A 15,206-nucleotide genomic window follows, 5' to 3' on the forward strand; every position below is an offset into this window, starting at 1 on the left:
AAGGCATTGTTTCTCGATGCCATTGGCGCGATGACCATCGACGATGCGCAAAAAATCTACAATGGCCCAGAGGATGCCGCCACCCGCTATTTTCGCGAGAAAATGAATGGCCCGCTGGGTGAGGCCATGCGCCCGGTGATTGCCGACAGCCTCAGCCAAGTGGGTGCGGTTCAGGTGTACGACGGCATCGCCGGCGAGTACCAGACACTGCCGTTTGTGCCGGACCTGAAGACCAATCTCACCGATTACACCATCGCAAAGGGCATGGATGGCATCTTCTATTACCTGGCCAGGGAAGAGGCCGCTATCCGACAGGACCCGGCCAAACAGACCACAGCGTTGCTAAAGAAACTGTTCGGTCACTGATTTTTCACAGGTTCCCGGGGCAACCCGGGATGTCCATGGTATCTTGCGCGCGCTGGTGATGATGAACCCCATTCTGGCTTCCATCGGCTTGCTGCTGTGCAGCAATGTGTTTATGACGTTTGCCTGGTATGCCCATCTCCGGGAGCTGAACCACAAGCCCTGGGTGATTGCGGCGCTGCTGAGCTGGGGCATTGCCCTGCTGGAATACCTGTTTCAGGTACCGGCCAATCGCATCGGCTACACCGCGCTGAACGTGGGGCAGCTGAAAGTCATGCAGGAAGTGATTACGTTGAGTATTTTTGTGCCGTTTTCCGTGATGTACCTGAAAGAGCCCCTCAAGCTCGATTACCTGTGGGCGGGACTCTGCCTGGTGGGTGCGGTGTACTTCATGTTCAGGGACAGGCTGGTGTAGCCGGGTCAATGCCCCATGGGTATTGATTGGCTAATTTCATTTTTTACCAATCAAAATGTTTTATATGCCTCTTTAAACTATCCTATGAAAGGATGATTTACGCTCATATGAAGGAATGATTTAAGTTGTCGTTCGGTGGCGTAGCATTCGAAGCGGTTGTAGGAACAGCGATATTTCTACTGATCAAAAAACTGACTTTTTGCTGGTTTTCTAAAGTATTCAGTGCTTTAGTAAGCCGACGGTCATGTTTTTCCGGCTGGATAGTCACTATTTTGGCGAGCCCGCAGATCGGGTTTTCATGTTTCGACTATGGCACCTGGCCACGTGTCGGGTTTGGAGAGAGTGCTGATGATAACAATAGGTATCCCGAAGGAAATTTATCCGGACGAGCGGCGGGTTGCCGCGACACCGGCCTCGGTGCAAAAGCTGATCAAGCTGGGTTACGAAGTCCTGGTGCAGTCACAAGCCGGGGAACCGGCTCACTACGACGATGAGGCCTACGTGAACGCCGGGGCCGCCATTGCGGTCGATGCCCACTCCCTGTGGGGACAGGCGGATTTCATTCTTAAAGTGCGGGCGCCGATGGTCAACCCGCAGTTGGACAGGCATGAAATCGACCTGATGAAAGTGGGCGCCTATCTGGCCGGCTATATCTGGCCCGCCCAGTGTCCCGAGTTGCTGGAGCAACTGGCCGAGAAGCGCGCCACCGTGTTTGCCATCGACAGCCTGCCGCGTATCAGCCGGGCCCAGAAGATGGATGCCCTGAGCGCCATGGCCAATATTGCCGGTTACCGGGCAGTGATCGAAGCCGCCAATCATTTCGGTCGCTTCTTTACCGGTCAGGTGACCGCTGCCGGCAAGGTGCCGCCGGCCAAAATCATGATTATCGGCGCCGGTGTCGCGGGGTTGGCTGCAGTCGGCACCGCCAACAGCATGGGCGCCATCGTGCGCGCCTTCGACACCCGCCTGGAAGTGAAAGAACAAGTGGAAAGTATGGGGGCCGAGTTCCTGGAACTGGACTTCGGCGACGAGGATGGCAGCGGCGGCGGCGGTTACGCCAAACAGATGAGCGACGAGTTCATCAAGGCGGAGATGGCGCTGTTTGCCGAACAGGCGAAAGAGGTGGACATCATCATTACCACCGCACTGATTCCCGGCCGCCCGGCACCGAAACTGATTACCGCCGAGATGGTCGCGTCCATGAAGCCCGGCAGTGTGATCGTCGACCTCGCTTCCGAGCGCGGCGGCAACTGTGAACTGACCGAGCCGGGCCGGGTGTCGGTACACCACGATGTGTCCATCATCGGCTACACCGATCTGCCCAGTCGCATGGCGAAAGTCTCCAGTGATCTCTACGCCAGCAATCTGACCCACCTGCTGACCGATCTGACCCCGGAGAAAAATGGTCAGCCACAAGTGAACATGGAGGACACGGTCATTCGCGGGTTGACCGTGGTGCAGGATGGTGCAATTACCTGGCCGCCACCCAAGGTGGAGGTGTCGGTGACGGCGCCAAAGCCGGGCACCGAGGAGCCACTGGCGGCCACGGTTGCAAAGGGTGAGCCCTCGCTGTTGCGCAAGTGGGGCGGCAAGGGTGCCATGCTGGCCATCACGGTATTGGCCCTGCTGGGAATCGGCGCCTATGCGCCGGAGAGTTTCCTGAGCCACTTCACGGTGTTTGTGCTGGCCTGTTTCATCGGCTGGCAGGTGATCTGGAATGTGACGCCCTCGCTGCACACACCGCTGATGAGCGTCACCAATGCCATCAGTGGCATTATCGTGATCGGCGCCCTGCTGCACCTGGCCAGGGCCGAAGCAGCGCTGGTGGGCATCATGGCCTTCGTGGCGGTGCTGATCGCCACCATCAATGTTGCGGGGGGCTTCCGGGTCACCCACCGCATGCTCAAAATGTTCCGCAAATAGGAGGTCACACCATGAGTTATGGAATTGTCAGTGTGGCCTACGTTGTGGCCAGCGTTTTGTTTATCCTCAGCCTCGGTGGCCTGAGCCATCAGGAAACCGCGCGCCGGGGCAACTTCCTCGGGGTGATCGGGATACTGATCGCCATCGTCGTCACCATCGCCAGTTTTGGCGCCAGTGGCATTGTCAGTATCGTCCTGGCGATCCTGGTGGGCAGCAGTATCGGGCTGGTCCTGGCCAATAAGGTCGAGATGACCCAGATGCCCCAGCTGGTGGCGCTGCTGCACAGCTTTGTCGGTCTCGCCGCAGTGCTGGTGGGCTTTGCCGGTTACATCGAGCCGCTGATCAATACCCACGGCGCCGAGCACACCATCAAGTTGATTGAGGTCTATCTGGGCATCTTTATCGGGGCCGTGACCTTTACCGGGTCGCTGATCGCCTGCGGCAAACTCGACGGACGGATACCGAGCAAGGCGTTGACCCTGCCGGGGCGTCATTTCATGAACCTGGCGGCGCTGTTGGTGACCTTGGTTCTGGGTGGCCTCTTTATCGGCGCCGACAGCACCGCGGCGGGCCTGTTCGCCCTGGTGTTGATGACGGCCATCGCCTCGGTGCTGGGTATTCACCTGATTATGGCCATCGGCGGTGCCGATATGCCGGTGGTGGTGTCGATGCTCAACAGCTACTCCGGATGGGCGGCGGCAGCCATCGGCTTCATGCTCGGCAATGACCTGTTGATCGTCACCGGTGCCCTGGTGGGCAGCAGTGGTGCCATCCTCAGTTACATCATGTGCCGGGCCATGAACCGCTCCTTCATCAGCGTGATTCTCGGCGGTTTCGGCCAGACCACCAGCAGTTCTTCGATGGACCTGGGGGACCTGAGCATCCAGGAAACCTCCATCGATGAGCTGTGTGAAGAGTTGCTGGCCTCGGATTCAGTGATCATCGTGCCCGGTTACGGCATGGCGGTGGCCCAGGCCCAGAACGCGGTGGGGGATATCACCAAGTTCCTGCGCGACAAGGGCATCAAGGTGCGTTTTGGTATCCACCCGGTGGCCGGGCGTCTGCCGGGGCACATGAACGTGTTGCTGGCGGAAGCCCATGTGCCCTATGACATCGTGCTGGAAATGGATGAAATCAACGACGATTTCCCGTCCACTGATGTGGTGCTGGTGATCGGCGCCAACGACACCGTCAACCCGGCGGCGGCGGAAGATCCGGGCAGCCCCATTGCCGGCATGCCGGTACTGGAAGTCTGGAAGGCTCGCCAGGTGGTGGTTTTGAAGCGGGGCATGGCCACCGGTTACTCCGGCGTGGAAAACCCGCTGTTCTTCAAGGAGAACGCCCGGATGCTGTTTGGCGATGCCAAGGAGACGGTGGACAAGCTGCTGGGGGTGTTGCGCAGCTGATGGTCCTGTTGTCGCAAATGATCGGAAACGGCCTGCCAATGCAGGCCGTTTCTGTTTAAATAGGCTTGACTACCAATTCAAGAGACAAGGAGGTTCTGATGTCCAACTGGTTATTGCCCTGGTCCGGGCTGTTCAGGTCGCCCCTGAGTGGTGATGTCAATCAGGACTATGCGCCCGTCACCAGCTGGTTCTCCCCCCAGCTCAAAGTCAATTTTGCCGGTGACCAGGACGTTGAGTCCCGGGTGGTTGCCGATGTGGCCAGTTATGGCAAGCAGTTGGGTATTCTGACGGATGCCCTGCTCGAGCTGGCGGATGGCGAGCAAGGCGAGGCACTGGCAAAGCTCAAGGCGTTGGCCGCAGAGGTTGAACAGGTTAAACAGCGGCAATCGGCAAAGCTGGAAGAGCAGGTGCGCGCCGACCTGAAGCGATTGCAGCAGCAGGATCCGGCCGCGTTTGAGGCCGTGATGAAAGGGTATCGTTAGCCGTCCGCCGGCGTTACATGCTCTGCATCATTGCCAGCAGGTAGAGACTGGAGATATGAATTTCCTGCCGGGTCTCACCCAAGAGCACAATGTCGAGACCGCGTCCGCCGATGTTGTTGGCTATATCCTCAAAACCGATGTCTACCTCTAACTGTTCCTCCCGCTGGCAACTGCCGTTGCCTTCACAGAGCTGCTGCCTTGAGAGTTCGGTTAGCTTCTTTTGTCCGCCGTTTTTCAGCGCCGCCCGGGTATAGTTCAACCACTCATCGCCTTTATGCAGTGCTGTTACGTGCAGTTTGAAATACTCGTTATCTTCTGGGTCGACAATTCTCAGCAAGTAGATTTCCGAAAAGTTTTTGGCCAGTTCTTCACCTGGTTCAACCATATTGGCTCCCCGGGTGATTTCTCCCTGCTTGGGATGCAAGGTGATAGCGGTTTGGCTCTTGATTTCTCGCAGCTTGTCCCAGGTGGCGCGCCGTTCTTCTTCGCTGACGCCGTAACAGAGTTGACTCAGGCTGGTCAGAAAAACCAGTAGCGAAATCGCCTTTCTCATCTTGTGATGTCCTTGTGTTTATTGGTATCGGGGGGCATCGGAGTCCCCCCTCAGTCCATCAGGGCTGATTCAGTGTCCAGTCGTAGTGATCCTTTACCTTGCCCTGGTAGGGTGCGAGCCGCTGTGCCAGGGGCGGTGCCGCATATTTCAGCAGATGCCGCAGCAACGCCTCGTCACTGCCGCCAAAATCGTCCCGATACCAGCTGTAGATACTCGACACCCACAGCTCGTCGCCCCTGAAGCTGACGCCGCGGGGGTGATTGACATAATCCCGTGCCGCTTGTTCCAGTTGTCTGTCGAGCTGTGCAGCGGTGTACGCTTGTTTGGCCAGGTTGGGGCAGCCGAGGCTGGCGCAATTCACCGCATAGTGGATGCGGTTGTCCCGGAACAGCGGACGCAGGATACGGTGTTCGATGTCGTTGAGGGTCAGCGGTCGGCCGTCGATATGGGCGATCTCGTCATCCCAGGGGCCAAAATGGAACAGTCCTCCCAGCTTGGTGATGGAGTCGACCGGGTAGTGGCTGACGATCAGGTTGATGGTGAGCGCATTGTAGAGGTTGATCCAGTAGGCTTTTTGTTCCGCGCGATTGAAGCTCTTCGGATCGAGCTGCTGCAGGTGTTCGAGATAGCGGGCCAGCAGCTTTTTGTCCGCAGCGGAGATGCCCCCGTAATCGAAGCGGTTGATGCCCGACGGGTGCCGGTCGATAACATTGTGGTCCAGTACGGTCTGCCATGCGCCGTGGTCGATGCTGGCCCGGCTTGTCTCGTCGCTTTGGTCCCAAAAGGTGAGGGCGTCGCTGGCAGGGGCAGACTGGGCGCTGCCCGCCAGTGACAGCCATAACAACCAAAGCGTTGCGCTTGGCCAGCGGCCCGGAACGGTCATGATTCATATCTCCCGGAGACGGTTGCCGCTGGCGCCAACGATTCTGGGCTGCGGAATTCCCGCCACCACAGTCGGGCGATGGTCGACAGAATTCCTGTCGCCGCGCCTATGGTGCCCTTGATGGTGCCGCTGATTTTGGAGCGGCCAATGCGGCGGTCGGTATCGACGGGGAGTTCGATGACGGACATGCCCAGTTGAATCGCCTTGACCTGCATTTCCACCGTCCAGCCGAAACGCGGGTCCGCCATGTTCAGGCGCCGATAGGCCTGCCAGCTGATGGCCCGGAAGGGTCCCAGGTCCGTCACCCTGGTACCCCAGATGCGGCGAATCAGCATGCTCGCCAGGCGGTTGCCAACTCGCTGGGTAAAGGTGAGGGCGCCGGGGGCGGTGTTGCCCAGGGCGCGGGAGCCAATGGCCAGGTCGGCACCGCGGGTGACAGCTTCAATCAGCGGTCGCGCCTGTTCGGCCCGGAAGGCATTGTCGCCGTCCATAAACAGCAGCAGGTCAATTTCCGGCAATTGGGCAATGGCGGTCAGGCAGGCCAGACCGTAGCCCGCAACCGGCTGGTACACCACGCTGGCACCAGCCTGCCGGGCAACCTCCGCGGTGCGGTCCCGCGATCCGTTGTCGCACACCACAATGGTGTCGAACAAGGGACGGCCCTGCTGGTTCAGCAGGTTTTTCAGGCCGGCGACAACCGTCCCAATGGCCTTCTCTTCGTCCCTGGCGGGGATAATGGCGGCAATCGTTGGCTCAGGCATGGGGGATTGTCTGCTCAGTTGAGGCGGAACAGGGTTTTCAGGTAGAAGGTAACCGCCTCAATCTCATCCGGCGTCAGGATGTCGGTGAATTGTGGTTCACTTTGCAGCCGTGGAATGATTTCCCTGGCCTTGTTGGCATCAATGACAACATCCGACAGCGGGCAGCTTTCACAGGCCAGCTTGTGGTGATAGGTGTGTTTGCCGATCAGGTAGGGGTTGTGTGCATCATCTTCGGGCAGGGTGATGGAAGCCTGGGCAATGGACGTGAAGGCACACAGGAAAACGGTTAGCAATAACGTCTTTCGGGTGAACTGCCTCATGGTACGCGTCCTCTCCACTGGGCGAATGATTATTTTATGAGTTAGTGCATAGAGTGCAGAGAGGGAAAATCGTTCGCTATTCGCTGGTGGGAATGGGAAACTCCGGCGGATGAAAACCCAGTTAGCGTCCAAACCGGCCCACATGGCAAGCAGTATTTCCGGGGGATGGCGGTGGTCGCCTGTCCACCGGGCCGGGCTGGCCTGTGCCGTTGTGTACGCAGTGCTCGCCTGGTTTTCAACACAGCCGCAACTGCTCTCGCCGCTGCCTTTCTACGGCTTGCTGGGCAGCGCATTTGCATTATCCCTACTCGCCTTTCGACATGCCGAGGGCATCTCGCCCGTGCAATTGCTGTTGTGGGCCGCGGCCTTTCGCCTGATTGGCTGTGTCGGGGAGCCCCTGCTGGAGGACGATTTTTTCCGCTACCTGTGGGACGGCTACCGGTTCTTTGAAAGCGGCTCACCCTATGGGATAGCACCAGCCGCCTATTTTGGCGACGCATCCATTCCCCAGGCCTTTATCAATGTGCTGGGGCAAATCAATTATCCATATGTGCCCTCCATCTACGGCCCCACCCTGGAATACAGCTTTCTGCTTTCACACCTGATTGCCCCTGCCCAGGTATGGCCGCTGCAACTGTTGTATTCCCTGGTGGATCTGGCATTGATCGGGCTGCTGCTTCGCTTGGCTGACCGCAAATGGGTGCTGCTGTACGCCTGGTCGCCACTGGTGATCAAGGAACTGGCATACACCGCGCATCCGGACGGGGTGGGGGTGTTTTTCCTGATCTTGGCGCTTTACTGGCGGCGGGAACAAGTCTTTGCTGGTGCGGCTGCTGCCCTGGCCCTGAGTGTCGGGGCCAAGGTGATTGCCTGGCTGCTGGTGCCCTTTGTGCTGTGGCGGATGCCCCGACGTTACTGGGCTGTTTTTGTGCTGGTGCTGGCCGCGCTGTACGTCCCTTTCCTGTTACAGCACGGCTCGGATCTGGCCGGGCTACAGGTATTCGCCCAGCGCTGGCAGTTCAATGGTTCGCTGTATGCGCTGGTATCCCACGCTTTTTCCATTCCGGTGGCGCGTTGGTCGTTGGGGCTGGCCTTTCTGTGTTGCTATCTATTGGTATTTGTCCGCCACTGTCAAAAACCACGCTGGGAAATCCCGCGCGGTGACCAGTTGATCGGCCTGTTTTTCCTGGTCTCTCCGGTGGTGAATGCCTGGTATCTCCTCTGGCTGCTGCCCTTTGCCGCTATCTATCCACAATGGTGGAGCTGGAGTGCCTCAATGGCTGTTCTGCTCTCCTATCTGACTGGTATCAACTTCCAGAACAGCCTGGTCAAGCTGCCGCTTTTGCAGCTCCCTTTATGGGTGCGATTGCTTGAATATGGTTCGGTGGCCGCAGCTGGCTTGGCGGAATGGGTAATGGTAAGGCGGACGAGCTTAAACGAGTGCCGCCAAGCGCTAAAAAATAGCGCCAGTAACTGAGTGATGATCCAACTGCCTCTGTTACATGAGCAGACCCCGGCCGCCTTGATCAGCGGCAAGGGCTCTGATCACAAGAAAATGGCAACGTAACGCATTGATTTCTGGCAATGCTGGAATATGATTGGCGGCTAAAAGGTTAACTTACTATGTATGCAGTGATTTTTCGGGCTACGGTCGGGGCACTTGATGAGGAGTATTTCGAAGCCATTGAGCGCATGAAAGTGCTGGCCTTTGAAGAGTATGGCTGTTTAGAGTTCTACGCATTAATGGATGGTGACAGACGGGTCGCGATTTCCTATTGGAACTCGGAAGACGATATTAAAAACTGGAAGCAAAATAGCGAGCACTTGAAGGCACAGGCAAGTGGCAGAAAAAAATGGTATGAGTCCTATACCGTACAAGTGGTAAAGATACACCGAGAATACAGTCACAACTCAGAACAAGTTAACCCGTAGCGAAGCGGCGGAGTTTGCTTCTGCACTGCGAGCTTGACCTCAGATTGGTGAGACAAAACCACGCATAAAACAGACTATTGAAACTATACCTACCCTTTAAAATTTACTTTCTGGATTATAAAAATGCCTAAAGCAAGTGAAATAAAAAAGAATGCGGCAATCGATCTTAACGGCAAAGCCTACATCGTAAGAGACATTGAGCGCTCCGTGCCTCAGGGCAGGGCGGGTGGCAGTCTCTACCGTATGCGCATGTACGATGTGGTCACTGGCAGCAAAATTGACGAGACATTCAAAGACTCGGATATGCTGAATATGGCTGACCTGGTTCGCAGACCTGTCATGTTTTCATACGCCGACGGTGACGAATATGTGTTTATGGATCAGGAAGATTACACGCCTTACAATTTGAATAAAGACGCAATTGCCGATGAGATACTCTTTATTAACGAAGAGACCACGGGTGTTCAGGTGATTGTCGTTAACGATGTGCCGGTCGCGCTGGATATGCCAACCAGTGTTGAGCTTGAGGTGGTAGAAACCGATCCATCCATTAAGGGCGCCTCTGCCACGTCAAGAACAAAACCTGCAAAATTATCGACTGGTGTAACACTTCAGGTCCCTGAATATATCTCCACAGGAGAAAAAATTAAGGTGAATGTCGAAGAGTACCGATTTATCTCCAGGGCGGACAGTAAATAACGTTTCACACTGGATGTTTAAATTCAGGCGGCTCACAAAAAAATCAGGCCTATCTGTGTGGATGCCAGGATTGAGAAGCGAGTAGAGATTATTGAAAATTGAAACGACAACACTGCCTTGCCGTGGGGTAACTCGTGCAAGCGGTGAGGCTTGTTGTTGTCGCGTTGAAGCCGTGCTTATTTCCCGTTGCTGAGTGCTCGCCTCGGGCCATCGGCAATGGGCATCCCGCTGATACACGCCATTGTGGATAGTTACCCGGCTCTGGCATCAGCATTTAAGTGGGCGCCGGGCTGACTTTGCAGTAGCTATGGTATAACTCGTGTTTGCCAGGTGTCGCCAAAGGCAGTCCACTGCCATTTCGTTGGCCGTTAAATCCCACACTGACAAAATCCCGCGCAGTCCGTATCATTTCACCCCCTGATTAACCGTAGAGGCCAAGGCATGACTGAATCCCCTGTGCGCCTGACCGAGTACAGTCACGGCGCGGGCTGTGGCTGCAAGATCTCCCCCAAGGTGCTGGACCAGATTCTGGTGTCGCAGCTCGCGCTGCCAGACTTCCCCAACCTGCTGGTGGGCAACAGCAGCAAGGACGACGCGGCGGCCTTTGATCTGGGCAATGGACAGGTGGTGCTCAGCACCACCGATTTCTTCATGCCCATTGTCGACGACCCGTTCGACTTCGGGCGCATTGCCGCCACCAATGCCATCAGTGACATCTATGCCATGGGCGGCCAGCCGCTGATGGCGATTGCCATTCTCGGCTGGCCGATCAACAGCCTGTCGCCGGAGGTGGCGCAGCAGGTGGTTGAGGGCGGCCGTCGCGCCTGTGCCGATGCCGGTATCCCGCTGGCCGGCGGCCATAGCATCGATGCCCCGGAGCCGATTTTCGGCCTCGCCGTGACCGGGCTGACCAGTCGCGGCCAGCTCAAGCAGAACAACCTTGCACAGGCCGGGGATAAGCTTTATCTGACCAAACCGCTGGGTATCGGCATTCTCACCACCGCGCAAAAGCAGAAAAAACTGCTGCCGCAGCACAGCCATCTGGCCCGGGACATTATGTGCCGGTTGAATACCGTGGGAGCCGAGGCATCCAAACTGGAGGGGGTGACGGCGATTACCGATGTCACCGGCTTCGGCCTGATGGGCCATCTGCTGGAGGTCTGCGAGGGCAGCGGGGTGCAAGCCGTGGTGAACGCCGGTGCGGTGCCGTTGATTGCCGAAGTGCTGGATTACCTGGCCCAGGGCTGTGTGCCGGGCGGCACTGGCCGCAACCTGGACAGCTACGGTCACAAGCTGGCGCCGATGGCGGAGCGCTGGCAGCATCTGCTCTGCGATCCCCAGACCAGTGGCGGCCTGCTGATCGCGGTGCGGCCGGACAAGGCCTCTGGGTTGGAGGCGCTGTTGGCGGAGCAGGGGCTTTACGCTGCCAGTATCGGTGAACTGCAGGCGCAGAATGGTGACAAGCTGGTCCGGGTGGTCGCCGAGGAAACCCTGTGAGCCGTCCCGATGCACAGCCGGACAGCGGGGAGTTCCTGTCGATCTTCCTCAACGATATTCCCCTGATCGACACCCGCGCCCCGATCGAGTTTGACAAGGGTGCCTTCCCCACCAGCGTCAGCCTGCCGCTGATGACCAATGAGGAGCGGGCACAAGTCGGCACCTGCTACAAGCAGCGGGGCCAGCAGGCGGCCATCGAGCTGGGCCACCAGCTGGTCTGCGGCGAGATCAAGGAACAGCGGGTGGCGGCCTGGGTCGACTTCGCCCGCCGCCATCCCCAGGGCTATCTGTACTGCTGGCGCGGCGGGCTGCGCAGCCAGACCTGCCAGCAGTGGCTGGCCGAAGCCGGTTGTGACTATCCGCGTATCGGCGGTGGCTACAAGGCCATGCGCCGCTTCCTGATTGACGAGTTCGAACGCATCTGTGCAGCACAACCCTTTTTACTGCTGGGTGGTCGCACCGGCTGCAATAAAACGGCGCTGATTGAAGAGTCGCCCCGGGCGGCGGACCTGGAAGGACTAGCCAACCACCTCGGCTCCAGCTTTGGCCGCCGCCCCGGTGGCCAGCCCACCCAGCTCAGTTTCGAGAATGCCCTGGCGATTTCCCTGCTGAAGGCGGAGCAACAGATGGCGCCTGCCGACCAGCCGATTCTGCTGGAGGACGAGGGGCGCATGGTCGGTCACTGTGCCGTGCCGCCGCCGCTGCAGCAGGCCATGGCGCGCAGCCGGATAGTGGTGCTGGAGGTGCCCCTGGACGAGCGCATCGAACACACCTACCGCAACTATATCCTCAACAAACTTGAGGAGTGGCGGCAGCAACTGGGGGAGATCGCCGCTTTTGATGCCTTCGCCGAGGATCTGACCCAGTCACTGTACCGGGTGCGCAAGCGTCTCGGCGGGGTGCGCTACCGGGAGATCGGCGAGCTGCTTGAGCAGGCGCTGACCGCCCACCGCGCGGGCGACCCGGAGCTACACCGGGGCTGGATAGAACCGCTGCTGGTGGATTATTACGACCCCATGTACGACTACCAGCTCAGCTCGCGCACCGATCTCATCGTCTTTCGCGGCGACCGGGCGGTGGTGCGGGACTACCTCTCCACCGATCAAAACAGCACCGCAAACCATCACTGAATCACAGGAAATATTTATGTCGCTGCTACGCCATTTTCTGAAACTGCCGTTAATCGCTATGTTGCTGTTGTCGGGCCTGGCCCGGGCCGAGACCTTTGTCTTTACCGCCATCCCGGATGAGGATGAATCCCGCCTGCAGCAGCGCTTCGGCAAGGTGGCCGACTACCTGAGCGAGCAGCTCGGTGTCGAGGTACGCTACATTCCGGTGAAATCCTATGCGGCGGCCATCACTGCGTTCCGCAACGATCAGGTGCAGCTGGCCTGGTTCGGCGGCCTGTCCGGCGTGCAGGCGCGGGGACTGGTGCCCGGCTCCGAGGCCCTGGCCCAGGGCTTTGAGGATCAGTCGTTCAAAACCTATTTCATCGCCAATACCAGTGCCGGTGTCGAGCCAGCCGAGACCTTGACCGACGCATTGAAGGGCAAGACCTTCACCTTCGGTTCCAAGGGTTCTACGTCTGGCCGCCTGATGCCGGAGTTCTACCTGCGCGAGCAATTTGACGCTGCGCCCGAGGAGATATTCTCCCGCGTTGGCTTCTCCGGCGATCACAGTCGCACCATTGCCCAGGTGCAGTCCGGCGCCTATCAGATCGGTGCGGTGAACTATTCCGTTTGGGATAGCGAGTTACAGCAGGGCAAGGTCGACCCGAGCAAAGTTCAGGTGATCTGGACTACGCCCACTTATCCGGATTACCAGTGGAGTATCCGCGGCGATGTGGATGCCCGCTACGGTGCCGGTTTCAAGGAAAAAGTGCGCGCCGCACTGTTGGACATGAACGATCCGGCGCTGCTGGAAAGCTTCCCGCGGCAGAGCTTCGTGCCCGCCAGCAATGCTGACTACGCGCCCATCGAGGCGACCGCCAAAGCCATCGGCCTCTTGGACGAATGAGTCGAGTGAGTCGAATGAGCAGGATGATAGAGCTGAATGCACTGGATGAGCGCCCTGAATGAGTGACAAGCGGGCCAACTCCGAGGTGTTGTTTCGGCTGGCCAACCAGTCACTCAGCTACGGCGGACAACAGGGCAGACAGCGGGTGCTGGACGACATCAGCCTGTGCATCCGCCGGGGTGAGAAGGTCGCGCTGCTCGGCCCTTCGGGGGCGGGCAAGTCCAGCTTGCTCAACCTGCTGCATCGACAGCAGCCACAGAGCAGCGCGCTGCAGCCCCAGGGCGGCGGGCTGGTGGATCTGTTGTCGGTCTACCACAACATCTTTATCGGCGGCCTGGACCGGGTCGGCACCCTGGCCGCGCTGTGGAACCTGTTGCGCCCGCTGTCAGCCCAGCGTCGTGCCATCACCGAGCTGGCCCAAGTGCTGGGGCTGGAGGACAAACTGTGGCAGTCGGTGGATCGCCTGTCCGGCGGTCAGCGCCAGCGGGTCGCCATCGGCCGCGCCCTGTTTCGCCAGCAGCCGGTGTATCTGGGGGATGAGCCGGTGTCTTCGCTGGACCCACTACAGGCACAGGCACTGCTGACGCACGTGCTGAAGCAGCATGAGACCGCCGTGGTCAGCCTGCACAATCGCCAGTTGGCGCTGGAGCACTTTGATCGCATCGTCGTGTTGCGCGAAGGTCGCCTGTGTTGTGATTGTCCGCCGGGCGAGCTGAGCGCTGGGCAACTGGATGAGTACTACCGGCAGGAATCGTCACCCATTGCCGAGCAATCGGCGCCCACCAACGAAGGCTGGGTGATCCGCACCTCATGAGCGCCCTGGCCAACCTGCTGCAAGGTCTGGGTAGCGGTGGGCCCGATCACAAGCATTCCGGTAACAAGCCACCAGTGAATCAGGGTGACGGGGCTGCCGGTTCCAGTGCCCGCAGATTGACCGGCGTTTGCCTGCTGATGGTGGCTGCCGCGCTGTTGGCGCTGTTCGGTGCCGATCTACAGGTCTATTCCGTCGACCCCTGGCAGGAACTCTCCCGGATCGGCCTGGGATTGGTGCAGCCAGGCTGGGACGATCTCCCCTCACTGTTGCAGGCGCTGGCGCACACCATTGCCTTTGCACTGCTGGCGGTGGCACTGGCCGCGCCGTTGGGGCTGATGCTGGCGATTGTGTTTCACTGGTTGCCGGTGCGGTTGCTGTGCGCTGCGGTGCGCTCCGTGCACGAGCTGTTTTGGGGGCTGATTTTCATGCAGCTCTATGGCCTTAGTGCCACCACCGGACTGCTGGCCATTCTGGTGCCCTTTACCGGCATGTTCGCCAAAGTCTTTGCCGAGATCTTCGAGCAACAGCAACCGGAACCGCTTCAGACATTACCGCCCGCGGCGGGGGCGCTGAAACGTTATATCTACACACTCATCCCCCAGTCCTGGCCGGCGCTGATCAGCTACAGCCGCTACCGTTTTGAGTGCGCCCTGCGCTCCAGTGCCATCCTCGGTTTTATCGGCCTGCCGACTCTGGGCTTCCATCTGGAAACCGCCTTCAAGCAGGGGTATTACAGTGAGGCGGGTGCTTTGTTGTGGGTGTTTCTGCTGCTGATTGCCAGTATCCGCTGGTGGCTGCGCCCGCGCCTGCTGCCGCTGTATCTGCTGGCGGCCATCAGGCTGTTGCCCGAGACCATCGGCTTCAGCAATGGTGGCTCGTTGTGGCGTTTTATCAGTATTGATATCTGGCCGACTGCGCTGCGCCAGGGTGATTGGGGTGGATTGCTCAACTGGTTGCAGATGATGTTCAGTGAACAAGTGTGGCCGGGGCTGGTGCAGACCCTGTTGCTGACCCAGATCTCCGTGGTGTTGAGCGGGGTGGTGGTGCTGGTCTGCTACCCCTTCGCCAGCCGATCCCTGGCCGGTCCGGTAATGCGCTGGCTGGGGCGCTTCCTGCTGCTGGTACTGCGCTCCACCCCTGAG

At 58.8% G+C, this 15,206-nt stretch carries 17 protein-coding genes; 13 read left to right on the forward strand and 4 right to left on the reverse strand.

The window, feature by feature from the left end; translation table 11 throughout:
- From ABY948_RS06250 to ABY948_RS06270, 5 genes are all read left to right on the forward strand, one after another.
- On the forward strand, window positions 1–366 hold a 366-nt coding region (locus ABY948_RS06250; RefSeq protein ID WP_461481660.1), incomplete at its 5' end, for a DUF4197 domain-containing protein.
- A 43-nt stretch (window positions 367–409) separates the two neighbouring features.
- Complete coding sequence (locus ABY948_RS06255) at window positions 410–778, forward strand: DMT family protein (RefSeq protein ID WP_461481661.1); 369 nt, start codon at window positions 410–412, stop codon at window positions 776–778.
- 348 nt (window positions 779–1,126) lie between these two features.
- Entirely contained in the window at window positions 1,127–2,701 is a 1,575-nt protein-coding gene (locus ABY948_RS06260; protein ID WP_461481662.1) for a Re/Si-specific NAD(P)(+) transhydrogenase subunit alpha, read from the forward strand.
- Between the two features lie 11 nt (window positions 2,702–2,712).
- Window positions 2,713–4,107 carry a Re/Si-specific NAD(P)(+) transhydrogenase subunit beta gene (gene pntB / locus ABY948_RS06265; protein ID WP_461481663.1) on the forward strand — a complete coding sequence of 465 codons (1,395 nt, stop codon included), beginning with the start codon at window positions 2,713–2,715 and terminating at the stop codon, window positions 4,105–4,107.
- Between the two features lie 98 nt (window positions 4,108–4,205).
- Window positions 4,206–4,589, forward strand: coding sequence for a hypothetical protein (locus ABY948_RS06270; RefSeq protein WP_461481664.1), 384 nt, complete (start codon window positions 4,206–4,208; stop codon window positions 4,587–4,589).
- 13 nt (window positions 4,590–4,602) lie between these two features.
- Here ABY948_RS06270 and ABY948_RS06275 read toward each other — a convergent pair whose 3' ends face one another.
- Genes ABY948_RS06275 through ABY948_RS06290 form a run of 4 tightly spaced genes read right to left on the reverse strand, consistent with a single transcriptional unit; the run spans window position 4,603 to window position 7,106 of the window.
- Entirely contained in the window at window positions 4,603–5,142 is a 540-nt protein-coding gene (locus ABY948_RS06275; protein ID WP_461481665.1) for a hypothetical protein, read from the reverse strand.
- Between the two features lie 58 nt (window positions 5,143–5,200).
- Window positions 5,201–6,025 (reverse strand): DUF547 domain-containing protein, encoded by an 825-nt coding sequence (locus ABY948_RS06280; RefSeq protein ID WP_461481666.1) that lies wholly within the window; start codon window positions 6,023–6,025, stop codon window positions 5,201–5,203.
- Window positions 6,022–6,786 (reverse strand): glycosyltransferase family 2 protein, encoded by a 765-nt coding sequence (locus ABY948_RS06285; RefSeq protein ID WP_461481667.1) that lies wholly within the window; start codon window positions 6,784–6,786, stop codon window positions 6,022–6,024. Before ABY948_RS06285 ends, ABY948_RS06280 begins: the two co-directional genes overlap by 4 nt.
- 14 nt (window positions 6,787–6,800) lie before the next feature.
- Window positions 6,801–7,106 (reverse strand): hypothetical protein, encoded by a 306-nt coding sequence (locus ABY948_RS06290; RefSeq protein ID WP_461481668.1) that lies wholly within the window; start codon window positions 7,104–7,106, stop codon window positions 6,801–6,803.
- Window positions 7,107–7,215: 109 nt separating this feature from the next.
- On the opposite strand from ABY948_RS06290, the gene ABY948_RS06295 reads away from it, so the two are divergent.
- From ABY948_RS06295 to ABY948_RS06330, 8 genes are all read left to right on the forward strand, one after another.
- Window positions 7,216–8,583 carry a hypothetical protein gene (locus tag ABY948_RS06295; protein ID WP_461481669.1) on the forward strand — a complete coding sequence of 456 codons (1,368 nt, stop codon included), beginning with the start codon at window positions 7,216–7,218 and terminating at the stop codon, window positions 8,581–8,583.
- 146 nt (window positions 8,584–8,729) lie between these two features.
- Complete coding sequence (locus ABY948_RS06300; protein ID WP_461481670.1) at window positions 8,730–9,038, forward strand: antibiotic biosynthesis monooxygenase family protein; 309 nt, start codon at window positions 8,730–8,732, stop codon at window positions 9,036–9,038.
- 123 nt (window positions 9,039–9,161) lie between these two features.
- The gene (gene efpL / locus ABY948_RS06305; RefSeq protein WP_461481671.1) at window positions 9,162–9,737 is read left to right on the forward strand and encodes an elongation factor P-like protein EfpL; all 576 of its coding nucleotides are present in this window, start codon (window positions 9,162–9,164) and stop codon (window positions 9,735–9,737) included.
- A gap of 441 nt (window positions 9,738–10,178) precedes the next feature.
- Window positions 10,179–11,234, forward strand: coding sequence for a selenide, water dikinase SelD (selD, locus tag ABY948_RS06310; RefSeq protein ID WP_461481672.1), 1,056 nt, complete (start codon window positions 10,179–10,181; stop codon window positions 11,232–11,234).
- A complete protein-coding gene (mnmH, locus tag ABY948_RS06315) occupies window positions 11,231–12,364 on the forward strand; it encodes a tRNA 2-selenouridine(34) synthase MnmH (RefSeq protein ID WP_461481673.1) in 1,134 nt (377 codons plus the stop codon). The genes selD and mnmH overlap by 4 nt, the downstream gene beginning before the upstream one ends.
- Before the next feature lie 16 nt (window positions 12,365–12,380).
- Window positions 12,381–13,250 carry a putative selenate ABC transporter substrate-binding protein gene (locus ABY948_RS06320; RefSeq protein ID WP_461481674.1) on the forward strand — a complete coding sequence of 290 codons (870 nt, stop codon included), beginning with the start codon at window positions 12,381–12,383 and terminating at the stop codon, window positions 13,248–13,250.
- A gap of 58 nt (window positions 13,251–13,308) precedes the next feature.
- Window positions 13,309–14,064, forward strand: a complete 756-nt coding sequence (locus ABY948_RS06325; protein WP_461481675.1) for an ATP-binding cassette domain-containing protein — start codon at window positions 13,309–13,311, stop codon at window positions 14,062–14,064.
- A partial coding sequence (locus ABY948_RS06330; RefSeq protein ID WP_461481676.1) for a PhnE/PtxC family ABC transporter permease occupies window positions 14,061–15,206 on the forward strand: 1,146 nt, incomplete at its 3' end. The genes ABY948_RS06325 and ABY948_RS06330, both read left to right, overlap by 4 nt.

This window comes from Porticoccus sp. (genome assembly GCF_041592135.1).
Taxonomy (GTDB): domain Bacteria; phylum Pseudomonadota; class Gammaproteobacteria; order Pseudomonadales; family Porticoccaceae; genus Porticoccus.

Coding starts and splice junctions, on each gene's coding strand:
- ABY948_RS06260 (WP_461481662.1), top strand. CDS start 1,127: ATGATAACAATAGGTATCCCGAAGGAAATTTATCCGGACGAGCGGCGG.
- pntB (WP_461481663.1), top strand. CDS start 2,713: ATGAGTTATGGAATTGTCAGTGTGGCCTACGTTGTGGCCAGCGTTTTG.
- ABY948_RS06270 (WP_461481664.1), top strand. CDS start 4,206: ATGTCCAACTGGTTATTGCCCTGGTCCGGGCTGTTCAGGTCGCCCCTG.
- ABY948_RS06275 (WP_461481665.1), bottom strand. CDS start 5,142: ATGAGAAAGGCGATTTCGCTACTGGTTTTTCTGACCAGCCTGAGTCAA.
- ABY948_RS06280 (WP_461481666.1), bottom strand. CDS start 6,025: ATGACCGTTCCGGGCCGCTGGCCAAGCGCAACGCTTTGGTTGTTATGG.
- ABY948_RS06285 (WP_461481667.1), bottom strand. CDS start 6,786: ATGCCTGAGCCAACGATTGCCGCCATTATCCCCGCCAGGGACGAAGAG.
- ABY948_RS06290 (WP_461481668.1), bottom strand. CDS start 7,106: ATGAGGCAGTTCACCCGAAAGACGTTATTGCTAACCGTTTTCCTGTGT.
- ABY948_RS06295 (WP_461481669.1), top strand. CDS start 7,216: ATGAAAACCCAGTTAGCGTCCAAACCGGCCCACATGGCAAGCAGTATT.
- ABY948_RS06300 (WP_461481670.1), top strand. CDS start 8,730: ATGTATGCAGTGATTTTTCGGGCTACGGTCGGGGCACTTGATGAGGAG.
- efpL (WP_461481671.1), top strand. CDS start 9,162: ATGCCTAAAGCAAGTGAAATAAAAAAGAATGCGGCAATCGATCTTAAC.
- selD (WP_461481672.1), top strand. CDS start 10,179: ATGACTGAATCCCCTGTGCGCCTGACCGAGTACAGTCACGGCGCGGGC.
- ABY948_RS06320 (WP_461481674.1), top strand. CDS start 12,381: ATGTCGCTGCTACGCCATTTTCTGAAACTGCCGTTAATCGCTATGTTG.
- ABY948_RS06325 (WP_461481675.1), top strand. CDS start 13,309: ATGAGTGACAAGCGGGCCAACTCCGAGGTGTTGTTTCGGCTGGCCAAC.